The 15,065-nt window shown below is 71.7% G+C and carries 14 protein-coding genes; 5 read left to right on the top strand and 9 right to left on the bottom strand.

The window, feature by feature from the left end; all coding sequences use genetic code 11:
* Nucleotides 1-116: 116 nt before the first annotated feature.
* Nucleotides 117-1,097: a hydroxyacid dehydrogenase gene (locus tag AB0K09_RS18900; RefSeq protein WP_366066509.1), complete on the bottom strand. Its 981-nt coding sequence runs from the start codon at nt 1,095-1,097 to the stop codon at nt 117-119.
* A 73-nt stretch (nt 1,098-1,170) separates the two neighbouring features.
* On the opposite strand from AB0K09_RS18900, the gene AB0K09_RS18895 reads away from it, so the two are divergent.
* From AB0K09_RS18895 to AB0K09_RS18880, 4 genes are all read left to right on the top strand, one after another.
* Entirely contained in the window at nt 1,171-1,728 is a 558-nt protein-coding gene (locus tag AB0K09_RS18895) for a GNAT family N-acetyltransferase (RefSeq protein ID WP_366066508.1), read from the top strand.
* On the top strand, nt 1,728-2,948 hold the full coding sequence (locus tag AB0K09_RS18890; RefSeq protein WP_366066507.1) for a histidine kinase: 1,221 nt from the start codon (nt 1,728-1,730) through the stop codon (nt 2,946-2,948). The genes AB0K09_RS18895 and AB0K09_RS18890 overlap by 1 nt, the downstream gene beginning before the upstream one ends.
* Nucleotides 2,945-3,607 (top strand): response regulator transcription factor, encoded by a 663-nt coding sequence (locus AB0K09_RS18885; protein ID WP_366066506.1) that lies wholly within the window; start codon nt 2,945-2,947, stop codon nt 3,605-3,607. The genes AB0K09_RS18890 and AB0K09_RS18885 overlap by 4 nt, the downstream gene beginning before the upstream one ends.
* A 154-nt stretch (nt 3,608-3,761) precedes the next feature.
* Nucleotides 3,762-5,012 carry a serine hydrolase domain-containing protein gene (locus AB0K09_RS18880; protein WP_366066505.1) on the top strand — a complete coding sequence of 417 codons (1,251 nt, stop codon included), beginning with the start codon at nt 3,762-3,764 and terminating at the stop codon, nt 5,010-5,012.
* A gap of 12 nt (nt 5,013-5,024) precedes the next feature.
* Here AB0K09_RS18880 and AB0K09_RS18875 read toward each other — a convergent pair whose 3' ends face one another.
* From AB0K09_RS18875 to AB0K09_RS18850, 6 genes are all read right to left on the bottom strand, one after another.
* Nucleotides 5,025-6,560 carry a type VI secretion protein gene (locus tag AB0K09_RS18875; protein ID WP_366066504.1) on the bottom strand — a complete coding sequence of 512 codons (1,536 nt, stop codon included), beginning with the start codon at nt 6,558-6,560 and terminating at the stop codon, nt 5,025-5,027.
* A gap of 3 nt (nt 6,561-6,563) precedes the next feature.
* Nucleotides 6,564-7,976 carry an ATP-binding protein gene (locus AB0K09_RS18870; protein ID WP_366066503.1) on the bottom strand — a complete coding sequence of 471 codons (1,413 nt, stop codon included), beginning with the start codon at nt 7,974-7,976 and terminating at the stop codon, nt 6,564-6,566.
* A gap of 18 nt (nt 7,977-7,994) precedes the next feature.
* Nucleotides 7,995-9,548, bottom strand: a complete 1,554-nt coding sequence (locus tag AB0K09_RS18865; protein WP_366066510.1) for an SCO6880 family protein — start codon at nt 9,546-9,548, stop codon at nt 7,995-7,997.
* Nucleotides 9,549-9,550: 2 nt separating this feature from the next.
* Nucleotides 9,551-10,957, bottom strand: coding sequence for a hypothetical protein (locus AB0K09_RS18860; RefSeq protein ID WP_366066502.1), 1,407 nt, complete (start codon nt 10,955-10,957; stop codon nt 9,551-9,553).
* Nucleotides 10,947-11,804 carry a hypothetical protein gene (locus tag AB0K09_RS18855; protein WP_366066501.1) on the bottom strand — a complete coding sequence of 286 codons (858 nt, stop codon included), beginning with the start codon at nt 11,802-11,804 and terminating at the stop codon, nt 10,947-10,949. Before AB0K09_RS18855 ends, AB0K09_RS18860 begins: the two co-directional genes overlap by 11 nt.
* 181 nt (nt 11,805-11,985) lie before the next feature.
* On the bottom strand, nt 11,986-12,294 hold the full coding sequence (locus tag AB0K09_RS18850) for a hypothetical protein (RefSeq protein WP_366066500.1): 309 nt from the start codon (nt 12,292-12,294) through the stop codon (nt 11,986-11,988).
* Nucleotides 12,295-12,625: 331 nt separating this feature from the next.
* Between AB0K09_RS18850 and AB0K09_RS18845 the strand changes: the two genes are divergently transcribed.
* A complete protein-coding gene (locus AB0K09_RS18845) occupies nt 12,626-14,041 on the top strand; it encodes a serine/threonine-protein kinase (protein ID WP_366066499.1) in 1,416 nt (471 codons plus the stop codon).
* A gap of 50 nt (nt 14,042-14,091) precedes the next feature.
* Here the strand turns inward: AB0K09_RS18845 and AB0K09_RS18840 are convergent, their stop codons facing one another.
* Entirely contained in the window at nt 14,092-14,304 is a 213-nt protein-coding gene (locus AB0K09_RS18840) for a DUF397 domain-containing protein (RefSeq protein ID WP_366066498.1), read from the bottom strand.
* A 93-nt stretch (nt 14,305-14,397) separates the two neighbouring features.
* Nucleotides 14,398-14,907 carry a GNAT family protein gene (locus AB0K09_RS18835; RefSeq protein WP_366066497.1) on the bottom strand — a complete coding sequence of 170 codons (510 nt, stop codon included), beginning with the start codon at nt 14,905-14,907 and terminating at the stop codon, nt 14,398-14,400.
* Nucleotides 14,908-15,065: the final 158 nt, after the last annotated feature.

The following is a 15,065-nucleotide window of genomic DNA, read 5'->3' as shown; positions in this document are numbered from 1 at the left end:
GCATGGGGGACCGTGTGGGAGAGTAGGACGCCGCCGAACTATTGTTGAGAGAAAGCCCTGGCAGGGTTCCCCTGCCAGGGCTTTCTCGCGTTTACCCCCAAAAAAATCGGGGCCCCTTACGCCAAGCGGTCCAGCTCCTCCCGCGCCACCTGCCCCAGCAGCGGCTTTCCCTTCAGTAGGCGCTCCACCTCTCCGACCGCGAAAACTCCCAGGCGGCGTACTTCGCTGCCCTGGGCGCCCGCGATGTGCGGGGTCACCAGGACGTTCGGGAGTGCCGGCAAGGGATGTCCCTGCGGCAGAGGTTCCGGGTCGGTGACGTCGAGAAAGGCGTCCAGCCGGCCCGTCACGCATTCACGCGTCAGGGCTTCCGTGTCGATGAGCGAGCCCCGCGCCGTATTGATGACGGTCCCGCCGTCCCGGATGAGGGCGAGCCGTTCGGCGTCCAGGAGGCGGTACGTCTCCGGGAGCTCCGGGGCGTGCAGGGTGATGATCGTGCTGGCCCGGCACAGCGTGGTGACGTCGACGAGCTCGACGCCCAGCCGGGCAGCCTCGGCGGCCGATACGTACGGGTCGTACAGCAGCACCTGGTAGCCGGCCTCGGAGGCGCCCAGACGGGCGATCACCCGTCTGCCGATGCGCGAGGCGCCGACCACCCCGACCGTCAGTCCGTCCGCGCCCTGGCGTTCGCCGAAGGCCGGCCAGCCGCGTTCGTACGCGGCCGCGGTGCCGAGGGCGCGTTTCGCCGCGAGGGCGATGGCCCCGCAGGCGTAATCGACGACCGGGCCGGCGTTGGCGTCGGCGGCGGAGGAGACGACGAGGCCGCGTTCCCAGACCGCGTCCGTCACCACCCGCTTGACCGAGCCCGCCGCGTGGACGACCGCCCGCAGCCGGGGAGCGCGGTCGAGGACGGTCCGGGTCAGGGCCGGGCTGCCCCAGCCGGTCATGACGATGTCGGCGCGGTACAGGTCCGTCCAGTTCTCGGTGAAATCCGCGATTTCCGCCAGCCGCGTCCGCAGGTCCCCGGTGAGTACGGCCGCGGCCTCGTCCGCGCCCATGGCCACCGTGACCACGGCACGCGCTTCCCGCGCTTCGGTCACGTGCACGCTCTGCCCTGCGCGCCGAGAGGGAAAACACATTGCCCGCCATTCGAGGCCGGGTCACCATCTCCGAATGGAGCACACCATCAGGACAGTTCGCGCGGAGGAATGGCGTCAGTACAAGGAGATGCGGCTGACCGCGCTGCGCGATCCGCTGGCGGCCATCGCCTTCCTCGACACATATGACGCGGCGTCGGCCCGCCCGGACGACTTCTGGCAGGGACGGTCGCGGGACAGTGCCGAGGGGAAATCCGTCGTCACCTTCGTGGCCGAGGGGCCGGACGGTGAGTGGGCCGGCACCGTCACCGTGCTGGTCGAGCTGCCAGGGGCGGATGCCGTCTTCGGTGGGGCCGCGGACGTTCCGCAGACGCACATCGTCGGCGTCTACGTACGCCCCGAGCACCGGGGAACCGGGATCTCGGAGGCGCTCTTCCGGACCGCGATCGACTGGTCGTGGGACCGGCCGGGACAGCGGATCGAGCGGGTGCGGCTGTATGTGCACGAGCGGAACGCCCGTGCCGAGGGGCTGTACCGGAAGATGGGGTTCCAGCGGACCGGGGTGGTGATCCCGATGGAGGGTGACCCGACGTCCAGCGAGTACGAGCTGGCGATCAGCCGCCCGGTCGTCTGATGGCGGTAGCGTCGTCCGCGGCGCTGCTGCGGCGGGTACGGACGGCGAACCCGTGGGTCGTGGACGCCATCGTCGCGGGCATCGTCCAGCTGGCCGTGACGATCCCGTTCGTCGTGCCCCGCGGGGATGATGTGCCGCCGGCCACCTGGCCGACGTACGCGGCGACGAGTCTTCAGGTGCTGCCGCTGCTGTGGCGTACGCGGGCGCCGCTCCTGTCGCTCGTGGGTATCACGGTGGCGGGGATCGGTTATCTGCCGCTGCACGGGCCCGGGCAGCCCATGCCGTACAGCCCGCTGGTGGCCATCTTCACGGTCGCCGCGCAGGGCGGGCTGCGGCAGCGGCGGGCGACGCTGGTGTGCGGGCTGCCCGTCGTCGCGCTCGCCGTGGCGGTCCGGACGAACACGGCGCGGGAGTACCTGTTCTCCTTCTTCCTGTTCGGCATGGTGTACGCGCTGGGTGTGCTGGCGCGCACCCGGCAGGCGTACACCGAGGCGGTCGAGGCGCGGGCGGCGGAGCTGGAGCGGGCGCGGCAGACGGAGATCGAGCGGGCGGCCGAGCGGGAACGAGCGCGTATCGCCCGGGAGATGCACGACGTGCTGTCGCACGCGGTGAGTCTGATGATCGTGCAGGCGGAGGCGGGGCCGCTGGTCGTGCGGTCGGATCCGGAGCGGGCCGAGGCGGCGTTCGACGCGATCGCGGGCGCCGGGCGGGACGCGATGGTGCAGCTGCGGCGGATGCTCGGTGTGCTGAAGGAGGAGCCGGGGCGGTCGGCGGAGGGGCGGGTCCCGCAGCCGTCGCTGGACGGCATCGAGGACCTGGTCCGTGAGGTGCGCCGAACCGGGCTGGACGTCGCTCTGTGCGTCGAGGGCACGCCTGTGGCGCTCCCGGCGGATGTCCAGGTGACGGTGTACCGGGTCGTCCAAGAGGCGCTGACGAACGTGCTCAAGCACGCCGAGGCGCAGTCGGTGTCCGTGCGTCTGGAGTGGGCGGCGGGCCGTCTGGTGGTCGGGGTGGAGAACGACGGAACGGCCAGGGCGGTCGGCGGCCCTGTCGGCGGGTCTGTCGGCGGCAGTGGCGGGCGCGGGCTCATCGGGATCCGCGAGCGCGCCGCCGCCCATGGCGGAACGGCGTCGTCCGGTCCGGGCCGGGGCGGGCGGGGCTTCCGCGTTGCCGTCGAACTGCCCCTCGTGGTCTCCTCGGTGCCGGAGGTGCGGAGTTGACGATCCGTGTGGTGGTGGCCGACGACCAGGAGCTCGTGCGCAGCGGGTTCGCGATGATCCTGGCGGCTCAGCCGGACATCGAGGTGGTGGCCGAGGCCGGCGACGGTGTGGAGGCGGTCGCGGCAGCGCGGCTGCACGCTCCGGACGTGGTCCTGATGGACATCCGGATGCCGCGCATGGACGGCATCGAGGCGGCCCGGGTCATCTGCGCGGAGACGGCGTCGAAGGTCGTCATGCTGACCACCTTCGACCAGGACGACTACGTGTACGAGGGCCTGCACGCGGGCGCCAGTGGCTTTCTCCTCAAGGACGTCCGGCGGGACGACCTGGTGCACGCGGTGCGGGTCGTGGTGGCCGGGGACTCGCTGCTGGCGCCCTCCGTCGCGCGCCGGCTCGTCGCCGACTACACGCGGCGCGGCCCGGCCCCGGAGGCGCCCGGGCCGTCGCGCGCGCTGGGGGCGCTCACCGCGCGCGAGAGGGAGACGCTGGTGCTGCTGGGGCGCGGCCTGTCGAACGGCGAGATCGCGGCGGAGCTGGTGGTCAGCGAGCACACGGTGAAGACGCACGTGAGCAATGTGCTGTCGAAGCTGGGCCTGCGGGACCGGATCCAGGCGGTCATCTGCGCGTACGAGACCGGTCTGATCTCCCCGGGCGGGTGAGTCCGAGGGGCCGCGGACTCCCTCGCGCGGGGGAGCCGGACGGGGTGCGGAACCGCTCGCGTCGGCGATCCGGTGGAATGCGCGGACGGCGAGGATGAACGTCGTCGCCGGCGTTCCGGCGACGTCATGCCCGACCATGCGGGGGAGTTCATCCATGCGCACACGCCGACGTACGACAAAGATCCTCATGGGCACCGCGGTTGCCGCCCTCTGCTTCTCCGTGGCCATGCCGGCCCTGGCGGCGGAGCAGCGCGTGCCGGCGGCTCTGCGGGCATCGCAGGAGCGGACGCCGCCGAACGCGGACGCGCTGCGCCGGGCCCTGGCCGGGCTGCCGGACGACGGGGCCACCGCGGCCCAGGTCCGCTACAGCGGCCCGGACGGCAAGTGGCAGGGCGCGTCGGGTGCCGCCGATGTGCAGAGCGGGCGTGCCGCGAAGGGTGATGAGCGCTTCCGGGCCGGCAGCATCACCAAGACCTTCACCGCGGCCGTCGTGCTGCAACTCGTGCACGAGGGGAAGCTCGACCTCGATGGGACGGTGCAGCGCTATCTGCCCGGCCTGCTGCCCGCCGGGTATCCGGAGGTGCGCGTCAAGCAACTGCTCGACTACACCAGCGGGCTGCCGTCCGGTGACACGCGCGGCACGCCCGGTGAGGCGGACTGGGAAAGGGGCCGCTACACGACCTGGGGCCACCGGGAGCTCGTCCGGGCGGGCTTCGACCAGCCCATGGAGTTCGCGCCGGGCACCCGGCAGCACTACGGGAACATCGGCTACAACGTGCTCGGCCTGCTCATCGAGAAGGCGACCGGGCACACCTACGAGCGGGAGCTGCGCGACCGGGTGCTGCGGCCGGCCGGGCTGAAGGACACGTATTCGCCGGGTGACGAGCGGGGGATCCGCGGCCGCCGCACGCACGGCTACCAGAGCGTGCCGGACGGCCGGGGCGGCACCCGGCTGGTGGACACCACCGAGTGGGACCAGTCGGAGACGTGGGCGTCGGGCGATCTCATCACCACCACGGCCGACTTGGAGCGCTTCACGGAGGCCCTCTTCGCGGGCCGGATCGTTCCGCAGAAGGAGCTGCAGCTGATGTTCACCGTGCCGGAGGTGCCGGCGTACGACCCGGAGGAGGGCAAGCCGGCGGACGGCAAGCCCGCGAAGAAGCCGGTGAAGGCCTCGTACAGCAGCGGGCTGCGGCGCATGAAGCTGGGCGACACCGAGATCTGGGGCAAGTCCGGCAGCCGGTACGGCTATCTGAACGGGTTCGGGGCGTCCCGCGACGCCACCGGCCGTGTGTCACGCATCCTCGTCTACTCGGTGAACTCCACGAACGCCAAGATGGAGGACGTCACGCCCGACTCGCGGGCCGGGCGGATCGTCGCGGCCGGCTTCCCGGTCCCGTCCTGACCGAAACCCCTCTCAGGGCGCCCCGGAGACGCGGCCGGCCGGCAGTGCGCGCCGGGGCCAGCGGGCGCGGGCCTGCTCCTCGGAGCGCATCAGCGCGAGCGTCGGCAGGCCCAGCGCCACGCCGTCGGTGAGGAGTTCGGGTAGGGCGGGCAGCGGCGCGACGGCCGCAACGTCCTCCAGCACCAGCGTGAGTGGTGGGTCGAGCCGACCGGAGGATGACCGTTCGGCCATGCGCCGGCCGCGCTCGACCACGTTCGAGGCGAGTGCGGTCAGCAGCGGCATCGCACCCGGGCGGGTGCGAGGGTCCTCAAGGGCCTCACCCACCACGTACAGGGTTCCCCCTTCGACGATGAATGATTCCAGCGCCAGGGAATCGGCTCGATGCGGATTACAGGCGTCACGAATGTGCACCGACGACAGGGCGTTGAGTGCCCGCGCGGTCAACTGCTGCGCCACGTCGCGGCGTTCCGGATGGCCGGTGAGCGCGGATTCGAGCTCGCCGGCGATACCGCCGGTCGCCTTGGAGTTGGTCCGCAGGATGCGCACGGGCTCGTGCGCGGAGGTGCCCTGCGCCCAGCGGAGGACCTGACGGAACGGCTTGCCGTCCACGGCGGCGGCGTGCAGCCAGCAGCGCAGCAGTGTTTCGGCGGTGTCCGCGGCCGCGGAGTCGAGCGGGCTGGACGGCCGTACGGGCGCGAGCAGCGCGGCCGCCCGCGAGGCGGCGACGTCCCGGGACTCGCAGTCGGCGACCGGGCTCCAGCGGCGGCGGTCGGGGGTGTCGAGGAGGTGGCTCGGATCGAAGACGTGGACCGGCCCGAGCTTGGCGCGGGCGTCCTTCGTCTCCGTCCACAGCTGTGGATCGCCGGTGACGACGAGCACGGGCCCGGCCGCGTCCAGAACGGCACGTGCGGCGAGGGCGCGTCGCCGGTCGCCGGTGCAGTAGTGCAGCCCGTGGGGGTAGCCGATCGGTTCGTCCGGCTGGTCCGGCTCGTCCGGCACGGTCGCTCGGGGGGCGGGGCGCTCACTCGGCCCCTCCTGCGCCCGAGGGACGGGGGCCGGAGCGGAGCCCCGGTCGGGGGACGGGACGGGACCGGGGAACTCCCCCTGCTCCGGCGGAACCACCTCCACCGCCGCGCCCGACGGGACCACCGCGGGTACCCCCGGCGCCCTGCCCGTGCGCCGTGCGCCCCGCCCCGCCCGCCAGCGGGCGATCGTGCCGATGGCGAACACCATCAGCACCACGACGACCAGCACCTCGCCCACGAGCAGTCCCCAGAACAGCCCGTACCCCGAGAGCGTCCCCGGCTCCGTCTCCGGCCAGGCGCCGGGGAGGTCCTGCGGGGCGGTCATCAGGTGGCGGATCGCCTGCGGCGTGTGCAGCACGGTGACGCCGCCCGGCCAGGCGCCGTGGGTGAAGAGGGCGGCGAGCCCGGTCGCCGCCCACACCAGCAGCGTCAGCCCGAGCAGGAAGGCGAGCGCGCTGACGAGCAGTCCGTCCGGGATCCCGCGCTCCTGGCGGCCCGGTCCCGTCTCCGGCATGGGCGGCATGCGTCAGGCCACCGTCGTCTCGGTCGGCCCGTACGGCTCGTCGGCGAACTGTTCCATCGCCGCGGCCGTGCGTTCCGCGGCCGCCGTCCCGGCGGCGGGTTCGCGGCTGCGGCTGCCGTCCTCGGTCATGGCGCGGTCGGTGTAGACGAGTGGCCGTTCGGCGTCGGTGACCAGGTGCTTGACGACCTGGACGTTGCCGTTGACGTCCCAGACGGCGATGCCCGGGGTGAGCGTCGGGATGATCTCCACCGCCCAGCGGGGCAGGCCGAGCACCCGGCCGGTGGCGCGCGCCTCGTCGGCCTTCTGGGCGTAGATCGTGCGGGTCGAGGCCATCTTCAGGATGGCGGCGGCCTCCTTGGCGGCGGCGCCGTCGACGACGTCCGACAGGTGGTGCACGACCGCGACGAACGACAGGCCGAGCCGGCGGCCGAACTTCAGCAGGCGCTGGAAGAGCTGGGCGACGAACGGCGAGTTGATGATGTGCCAGGCCTCTTCCACCAGGAAGATGCGCTTCTTGCGGTCGGGCCGGATCCAGGTGTGTTCGAGCCAGACGCCGACGATCGCCATCAGGATGGGCATGGCGATGGAGTTGCGGTCGATGTGCGACAGGTCGAAGACGATGAGCGGGGCGTCGAGGTCGATGCCGGCGGTCGTCGGCCCGTCGAACATGCCCCGCAGGTCGCCGTCGACCAGCCGGTCGAGCACGAGCGCGACGTCCAGGCCCCAGGCCCGCACGTCGTCTATGTCGACATTCATCGACTCGGCCGACTCGGCCTCCGGATGGCGCAGCTGCTCGACGATGTCGGTGAGGACGGGCTGCCGGTCGGTGATGCTCTCGTTGACGTAGGCGTGCGCGACCTTGAGAGCGAAGCCGGAGCGCTCGTCCAGGCCGCGCCCCATGGCCACCTCGATGATGGTGCGCAGTAGGGCGAGCTGGCCCGTGGTGGTGATCGAGGGGTCGAGCGGGTTGAGCCGGATGCCGCCCTCGCGGGCGGCCATCGGGTCCAGCCGGATGGGCGTTATGCCGAGCTGCTGGGCGATGAGGTTCCACTCACCGACGCCGTCCTCGCCCTGCGCGTCCAGCACGACGACCTGCCGGTCGCGGAAGCGGAGCTGGCGCAGGACGTACGTCTTCTCCAGCGCGGACTTGCCGTTGCCGGACTCGCCGAGCACGAGCCAGTGCGGGGCGGGCAGCTGCTGTCCGTACAGCTGGAAGGGGTCGTAGATGTAGCCCTTGCCGGAGTACACCTCGCGCCCGATGATCACTCCGGAGTCGCCCAGGCCGGGCGCGGCGGTGGGCAGATAGACGGCCTGCGCCTGCCCGGTCGAGGTGCGCACGGGCAGCCGGGTGGTCTCCACCTTCCCGAAGAGGAAGCTGGTGAAGGCATCGGTGACGGCGGCGAGCGGGTCGAGCACGGGAGGCCCCTCGATTCCTTAGCGTCGGATGCCGGTGGCGAACGGCAGCGTGTTGACGAACGCGCGGTGGTGTTCGCGGTCGCACCACTCCAGCTTCAGGTAGCTCTTGCCGGCCGAGGCTCTGATGGTCCGCTTGTCGCGCGCGAGGGCCTCCGGGGAGCGCGCGGAGACCGTGATGTACCCGACGAGGTTGACGCCCGCCGCGCCGCTGGCCAGGTCCTCGCCGCGCTGGTCGACGCGGGAGTGGTGGGCGACGTCGCGCGGGTCGACGACCCGGTTCATCTTGGCGGCGCGCGAGGCGTCCGCGTCGTCGTTCGTCTTCTCCGTCAGCATCCGCTCGATGGCGACGTCGGTGGGTTCCAGGTCCATGCAGACCGCGACCGTGCGGATGACGTCGGGGGTGTGCACGAGCAGCGGCGCGAGGAAGTTGACGCCGACGGGCGTCATCGGCCACTCCTTGATCCACGCGGTGGCGTGGCACCAGGGCTCGCGGGTGGCCGACTCGCGGGTCTTCGCCTGGAGGTACGTCGGCTCCACGGCGTCCAGCTCGGCCGGCCAGGCGTTCCGCTTCGTCATCGCCTGGATGTGGTCGATGGGGTGGTCCGGGTCGTACATCGAGTGCACGAGCGAGGCCAGCCGGGCCTGTCCGAGCGGCTGCCGGACACGGATGTCGGCCTCGGCGAGGCGCGCGCAGATGTCCGTCAGCTCGCGCGCCATGACGACCGCCAGCGCGGCGTCGCGGTCGAGCCTGCGCCGTCCGCCGTCGTGCCGGGAGGCGCGCGCGATCGCCTGCCCCTCGGCTGCCAGCTCGCGGCTGTAGTGCATGCACGCCACCAGGTACGCGCGGTGCTGCTCGGACGAGGTCGACACCATCGACTGCAGCTGGTCGTACGAATCCTTCAGCCACGGCGGCGCCGCCTCGTCGCCGCGCCGCTCGACGTCCTTGGCGTGCGCGTCGGGGTCGGCGGGCAGCGTACGGGCCAGCATCTGGATGCGGGTGACGTAGCCGTCGCCGTTCGCGACGTGCTTGAGCAGCGTGCCGAACCGTTCGACCAGCGCTTCCTGGTCCTCCGAGTCGCGCAGGCCGACGCCCGGCCCCTCGATCTCGATGGCGGCCGTCACGGTGCGCCGGTCGGCGTGCAGCAGCACGGCGATCTCGTCCGGCCCGAACGGCGCGGCCAGCCAGTTGATCCGCCCGATACCGGGCGGCGGGCCGACCTCGATCTCCCGCCCGTCCACCCGCGTCCCGGCCTCCATGGCGGCGGAACGGTACGTCGTGCCCCTGCGCAGGGTGCGCTTGTACGTGCGGTTGATCTCGAACCACTTGTAGAACGTGCGGCCCTTGTACGGCACGTACACGGCCGCCAGGGCGAGCGCGGGGAATCCGGTGAGCGAGATGATCCGGAGGGGGAGGATCGGCACCAGCAGGCCGCACATCATGCCCAGGAACGCGCCCGCGATGATCAGCGCGATCTCGCCGCTCTCCCGGTTCTTGCCCACGACCGCGTTGGGGCGCGCGCGACCGATCAGATACGTACGGCGGGCCGCGATCGGCTGGGACTGGGCCGGGATCGTCAACTCCGCTCACCTCCGGATGGCTTGCTGTTGTTCTGCGCCGCGGGTCCTCCTGCGGAGGGCGCGGGAGCGGGGGCGGGCGCGGGTGCGGACGGGGGCGTGTTGCGCGCGCCGTGCGCCGCCACTCCGCCGGTGAGCGGGCTCGCGGGACGCTGCGGCGCGGGGGGCGCGGCGGGCGCGGCGGCGCCCCCGCGGGCGCTGTGCGTGGTGATGCCCTGCTTGACGAGTGCGGCGGGCGAGGAGATCACGGCCGCCGCCCGTCGGGACGCGACGTCATTGCTCGCGTTGCGGCTGTTGACGATCTCGTCGCCGAAGCCGGGCACGAACCGGTAGATCATCGCACTGGCGAAAATGGCAAGAATGATGATCGCGAGGCCCGACACGACCGCCGAGAAGGCGTTCGGCCCGTTCCCCCCGGACAGCGCGCCGGCGAGCCCCAGCACGATCACGATGATCGGCTTGACGAGGATCACCGCGATCATGATGCCCGCCCAGCGGCGCACGTGGTGCCACATGTTCTTGTCGACCAGCCCGGCGTAGACGGCCGTACCCAGCAGCGCCCCGACGTACAGCAGCGCGGCCCGGATCACCAGCTCCAGCCAGAGCACGCCTGCGGCCAGGACGGACACGAGCGACACGACGATCAGCATGATCGGCCCGCCGCCGATGCCGTTGCCCTTCTTGAGCGCGTCGGCGAACCCGCCGAAGAACGTGTCGTTGTTCGACGACGATCCCGTGGCGATGACCTCGGTGACGGCGTCGGTGGCCGAGACGACCGTGTACAGGATCAGCGGCGTGAACGCGGACGCCAGCACGGTGAGCCAGAGGAACCCGACGGCCTCGCTGATCGCCTCCGTGAACGGCACCCCGCGCACGGCCCGCTTGGCCACGGCGAGCAGCCACAGCACGAGCGTGAGGATGGTCGAGGCGGCGAAGACGACGGCGTACTGGCGGAGGAAGGCGGTGTTGGTGAAGTCGACGTTGCTGGTGGAGTGGACGGCTTCGGAGAGCTTGCCGACGATCCAGGAGGCGGCGTCGGCGCAGCCCTTTGCGAGGGAGGAGAGGGGGTCGAGGGAGGACTGGGTGTCGGTGAGGTTGGAATGGCCGGAGCTCGTATCGCCTGGCGATTGGCAGTACTTCTTGGCCGGACCGATGAGCAGGTCACAGGGGTTGTTGCTCTGCCCCGGCGTCGGGGTGGCGGTCACGCCTGGTGTGGGAGTCCCGCTTGCGCCTGGTGTGGGGGATGAGCTGATGCCCGGAGTCGGTGTCGAAGCTCCGCTCGCCCCAGGGGTCGGCGTCGGCCCCGGAAGAGCCGCAGCACGGCTTGCGAGGAGGACAGCGGTTGTTTGGAGGCTCACTAGGAGAGCGGTGAGGCCGAGGGCGCGACGGCCTGGCTTACCGGGCATAAGTAAAGCCTCCGTACTCCTTGACGGCCTTCGAGATGTCCTCGGCGCTCGCAGCCGGGACGTCACCTGTGACGGGGGCCGGACCGTTCGTCTGGTCGTCGGACTCGGCCTTCCAGTCGTTGTCGATCCACCTCAGGTCGAACGTCCAGGTCTTCCAGTCGGTGCGCACGGGGTCGGTTGAGCCAGTGCCCGCCATGCCGATGAGCCCCGTGTACCAGACGGAAACCTTGGCGCGGTCAGAGCTGTAGTCCTCGACCTTGGTGCCGACCGGAATGGTCCGTGAGATGAAGGTCTTGTCCCTCGGCGGGTTGCCGTCGGCGTCGAGGCCGAGCTTCTTGAGGAAGTCCGCCGAGTAGGCCTGGTCCTGCGGGCCTTTGAGTTTGGCCGCGGTCGCCGGTGTGTAGACCGAGTCCACGATCGCGTGCCGGCTGTCCGCCCTGAACATCCCGTCGCCGCCCAAGGCCACCGCATAGTTCGCCGCCGCCGACTGTGCCCCCTGCTCCGAATGGGCGAACCCGGAGGCGATGCCCGCCGACTTGCCGTCGACCGGCCTCGTGCCGGTCGGGGCCGTCGAGCGGCTGTCGGGGTGGCCCTTCGCGGAGGAGCCGCCGTCGGAGCCACTGCCGCCGCCCCGGTTCGCGAAGGCGATGGCCGCGATGAGCAGCACGATGACGCCGACGACCATCAGCAGGTTCCGGTTGGAGGGCCGGCCCTGCCGGCCCGGTCTGCCCGCGCGGCCGCGCCTCGGCTGGGCGTAGGGGTCGACCTCGCCCTCGGGGAGCCGTGTGCGCGTGAGGTGATGGTCGTCGCCGTAGCCGCCGCCGTAACCGTCGTCGCCGAGACTCATCGCTCGCCCGCTCCCTCATGCTTCGTCACCGGCATGCTGCCGTCCGTATATGACGGTAGCGGGACGAACGGTTTCCCGGGGGAGAGCGAGGAGGTGTGAGGGGGCATCAGGTGGCAGCCTCGGGTGCGGTGGGAGGCGGGTGGAGGTGGGGAAGCGCGGGACCGGGCCGGAGGCCGCCCGGTCAGACGGCCATGCCGTAGACGATCGTGAAGAGCGTGCCGAGCGAACCGATGATGAACACACCGGTCAGACCGGCGACGATCAGACCCTTGCCCTGTTCCGCGCTGAACGTGTCCCGGAGCGCCGTCGCGCCGATCCGCTGCTTCGCCGCGCCCCAGATGGCGATGGCGAGGCAGAGCAGGATCGCCACGGCCATGATGACCTCGATCATCACGCGCGCCTCACGGCCCAGACTGCCGAAGGGCCCCCAGTTCGGGGCGATTCCGCCAATAATGGTGTTGATGTCGCCCTTGCCGGCCGCCAAAAACATGGGTAACTCACCGCCCCTAAACGGGTAGTTGTGACCGCCCTTGCCGCCGATGGGCAAAGGTCGGGACCTATCTTCGCTGACGTGGCCGCCCTCGGATGTCGATTTGGCGGCAAATTTTGGCGGAACCCGTACCCGTCGTCGGCTTGCGCGCCTGACCTGCGGCAAGGCCCGTTGTCAGTGGGTGCCTCTATGGTGACTCTGTGTATCACGGGTGTGGACGCCGAGCAACGATCGGCGGAACGGGGGGACGTGGTGAGGTTCGGGCGACACTGTGTTCGGTCGGTACGCTGCTTGCTCAGCGCATGGGTCGAGATTGTCAAGGGTGGTACGGGTGCTGGTTGCCGGTCGGTACCGGTTGGGGGAGCTGCTCGGCCGCGGCGGGATGGGCGAAGTCTGGCAGGGCCAGGACGAGGTGCTGGGCCGTCAGGTGGCTGTCAAGCTGCTGCTGGGCGACGACGGCGGCGAGGGCGAGGATTCGGCCGCGGCGCGGTTCCGGATGGAGGCCCAGACCGCGGCCCGGCTCAATCACCCGCAGGTGGTCGCCGTCTACGACTTCGGCGCCTGGGAGGACCGCTTCTATCTGGTGATGGAGCTGGTCAACGGGCCGAGCCTGGCCCAGGAGCTGACCGAGCAGGGCCGGTTCGACCCGGCCCGGGTCGCGGACATCGCCGCGCAGGCGGGCCGGGGCCTGGCGGCTGCCCATCAGCAGGGGGTGGTCCACCGGGACATCAAGCCGGGCAATCTGATGCTCGACGCCAACGGCACCCTCAAGATCGGCGACTTCGGCATCGCCCGCTTCGTCGACGAGACGTCGGCCGCGTTGACGCGGGCCGGGCAGATCGTCGGGACGAGCACGTATCTGGCGCCGGAGCGCGCGCTGGGGCGCATGGCCGGGCCGGAGGCGGACGTCTACGCGCTGGGCTGCGTCCTGTACCAGCTGCTGATCGGCCAGCCGCCGTTCTGGGCGGACAGCCCGACCTCGCTCCTCTATCTGCACGTCGACGCGGAGCCGGTGCCGCCGCGCCGGCACCGGCCGGAGGTGCCGTATCCCTTCGAGGCGTTCCTGTTGCGGATGCTCGCCAAGCAGCCGGAGCAGCGGCCGTCGGCGCGGGAGGTGGGGGAGTGGTTCGCCGGTACGGCGTGGCGGGAGGCCCCGCGCCCGCTGCCGCCGGCGGCGATGCCGGCCTACGGGGTGCAGGGTGGTGCGGGGGCGCCGGGTGCGGCTCCGGTGCCGGGCGCCGGCGCCATGCCGGCCGGTGCGACGCGGAGTCCGGCAGGCGGTGCGCCCGGGGTCCCGCCGGTTGGGGTCCCGCCGGTCGGGGCGCCGCCGGTCGGGGCGCCGCCGGTCATGAGCCGGCCGCCGGTTCCGCCGCCCCGCGTCTCGCCCGTGCCGCCGCCGGTCCCGCGGGGACAGCGGGGCCGGCGCGCGGCGGCGTACCCCGCGTCCGCCCCGAAGGGGCAGCGGCAGAAGGTGCTGTTCGGAGTGGTGGCCGGTCTGGCCGCCTTCGTGGTGGCCGCCGTGATCGGCGCCTCCCTGTTCGACTCGAACGACAGCGGCGGCGGGCCCTCGCGGCCGGCCACGGTCCCGTCCTCCGGGCCGAATGGGGACGCGGACGGTGCCGTCCCGGCGGAGGGGGCGGTCAATGTGCCCAAGAAGAAGCCGAAGCCGTCGCCCTCCTCCTCGCACAAGTCCAAGAAGCCGCACAAGCCGGACAAGGACATGGACAAGAAGAAGGACGACGACTGAGGCGGGTGGGACGGGTGAGACCCGTGCGCCCTGGTGGGCGCACGGGGTGCTCAGTCCTCGATCCCCTCGACGAAGTGGTCGAACTCGCCGGCCTTCACCCCGAGGACGAAGGCGTCCCACTTGGGACCGGTGGTGATGACGATGTTGTCGGGGTCGGTGTTGACCCGGATGTAGACGTTCTCGTCGTCCCCCTGCCCGAAGGCGACCTCGAAGTACTCCGTGTCGCCTTCCTCGGCGGCCTTGATCCAGTTGAGCTCGGCCACGGTGGTCCCCCCTGTGGGATCAGTCGGCTCGGAAGTGGCGCGCCCACGATAGCCGCGCCGCGCGCGTCCGTGGGACGGTCGCGCCGACCGCCGTTACGACAGACCGGGTGCCGTGGCGCGGAAGCGCGCGGTCGACTCCTCGGTGGCCCAGCGCTCCAGACCGGCCTTCTCCAGGACCCGTATCGAGGCGGGGTTCGACAGATCGACGGTCGCGCCCACGGTGTGCACGCCCGGCGCGGTGAACCCGAGCGTCACGAGCGCCCGGGCGGCCTCGGTGGCATAGCCGCGCCCGCGCCGGGACGGCACGATGCCGTATCCGAACTCGACGGTTCCGTCGGCGGGCGGCCAGAACAGTCCGGCCGAGCCGATCACCAGGCCGCTGCCGCGCTCGACGAGCTGTCGCTGGCCGGCGAGGTGCCCGGGATCCGTCAGCGTGGCGAGGTAACCGGCGATCTCACGGTCGCCGTCGGCGGGGAAGTCGTCGGCCCAGTGGGGGAGCCGGGAGCCGTCGAGGACGGCGTCGAGCTCGCCCGCGGGCCACCGCCGCAGCACGAGGCGGTCGGTGGTCAGGTCGGCACCGTTGGGGGAAGAAGAGAAAAACACGCGATAACTCCTGGTCGTTCCATTGGATTTCGTTCGGGACGACCGGGCCGCGCGCTAAGGCCGCGCGGCCCGGACAAGGGCATGCTGAAGACACGTCGGGCCGGCCATGGCCTCATCCTCCCTTGTCCGAGTCGTTGGGACGGAAGTTTGCAGTGGGG

Origin of the sequence: Streptomyces sp. NPDC049577, from assembly GCF_040675635.1 — a bacterium.
Lineage (GTDB): Bacteria > Actinomycetota > Actinomycetes > Streptomycetales > Streptomycetaceae > Streptomyces.
This window is presented reverse-complemented; position numbering and strand designations above follow the sequence as displayed.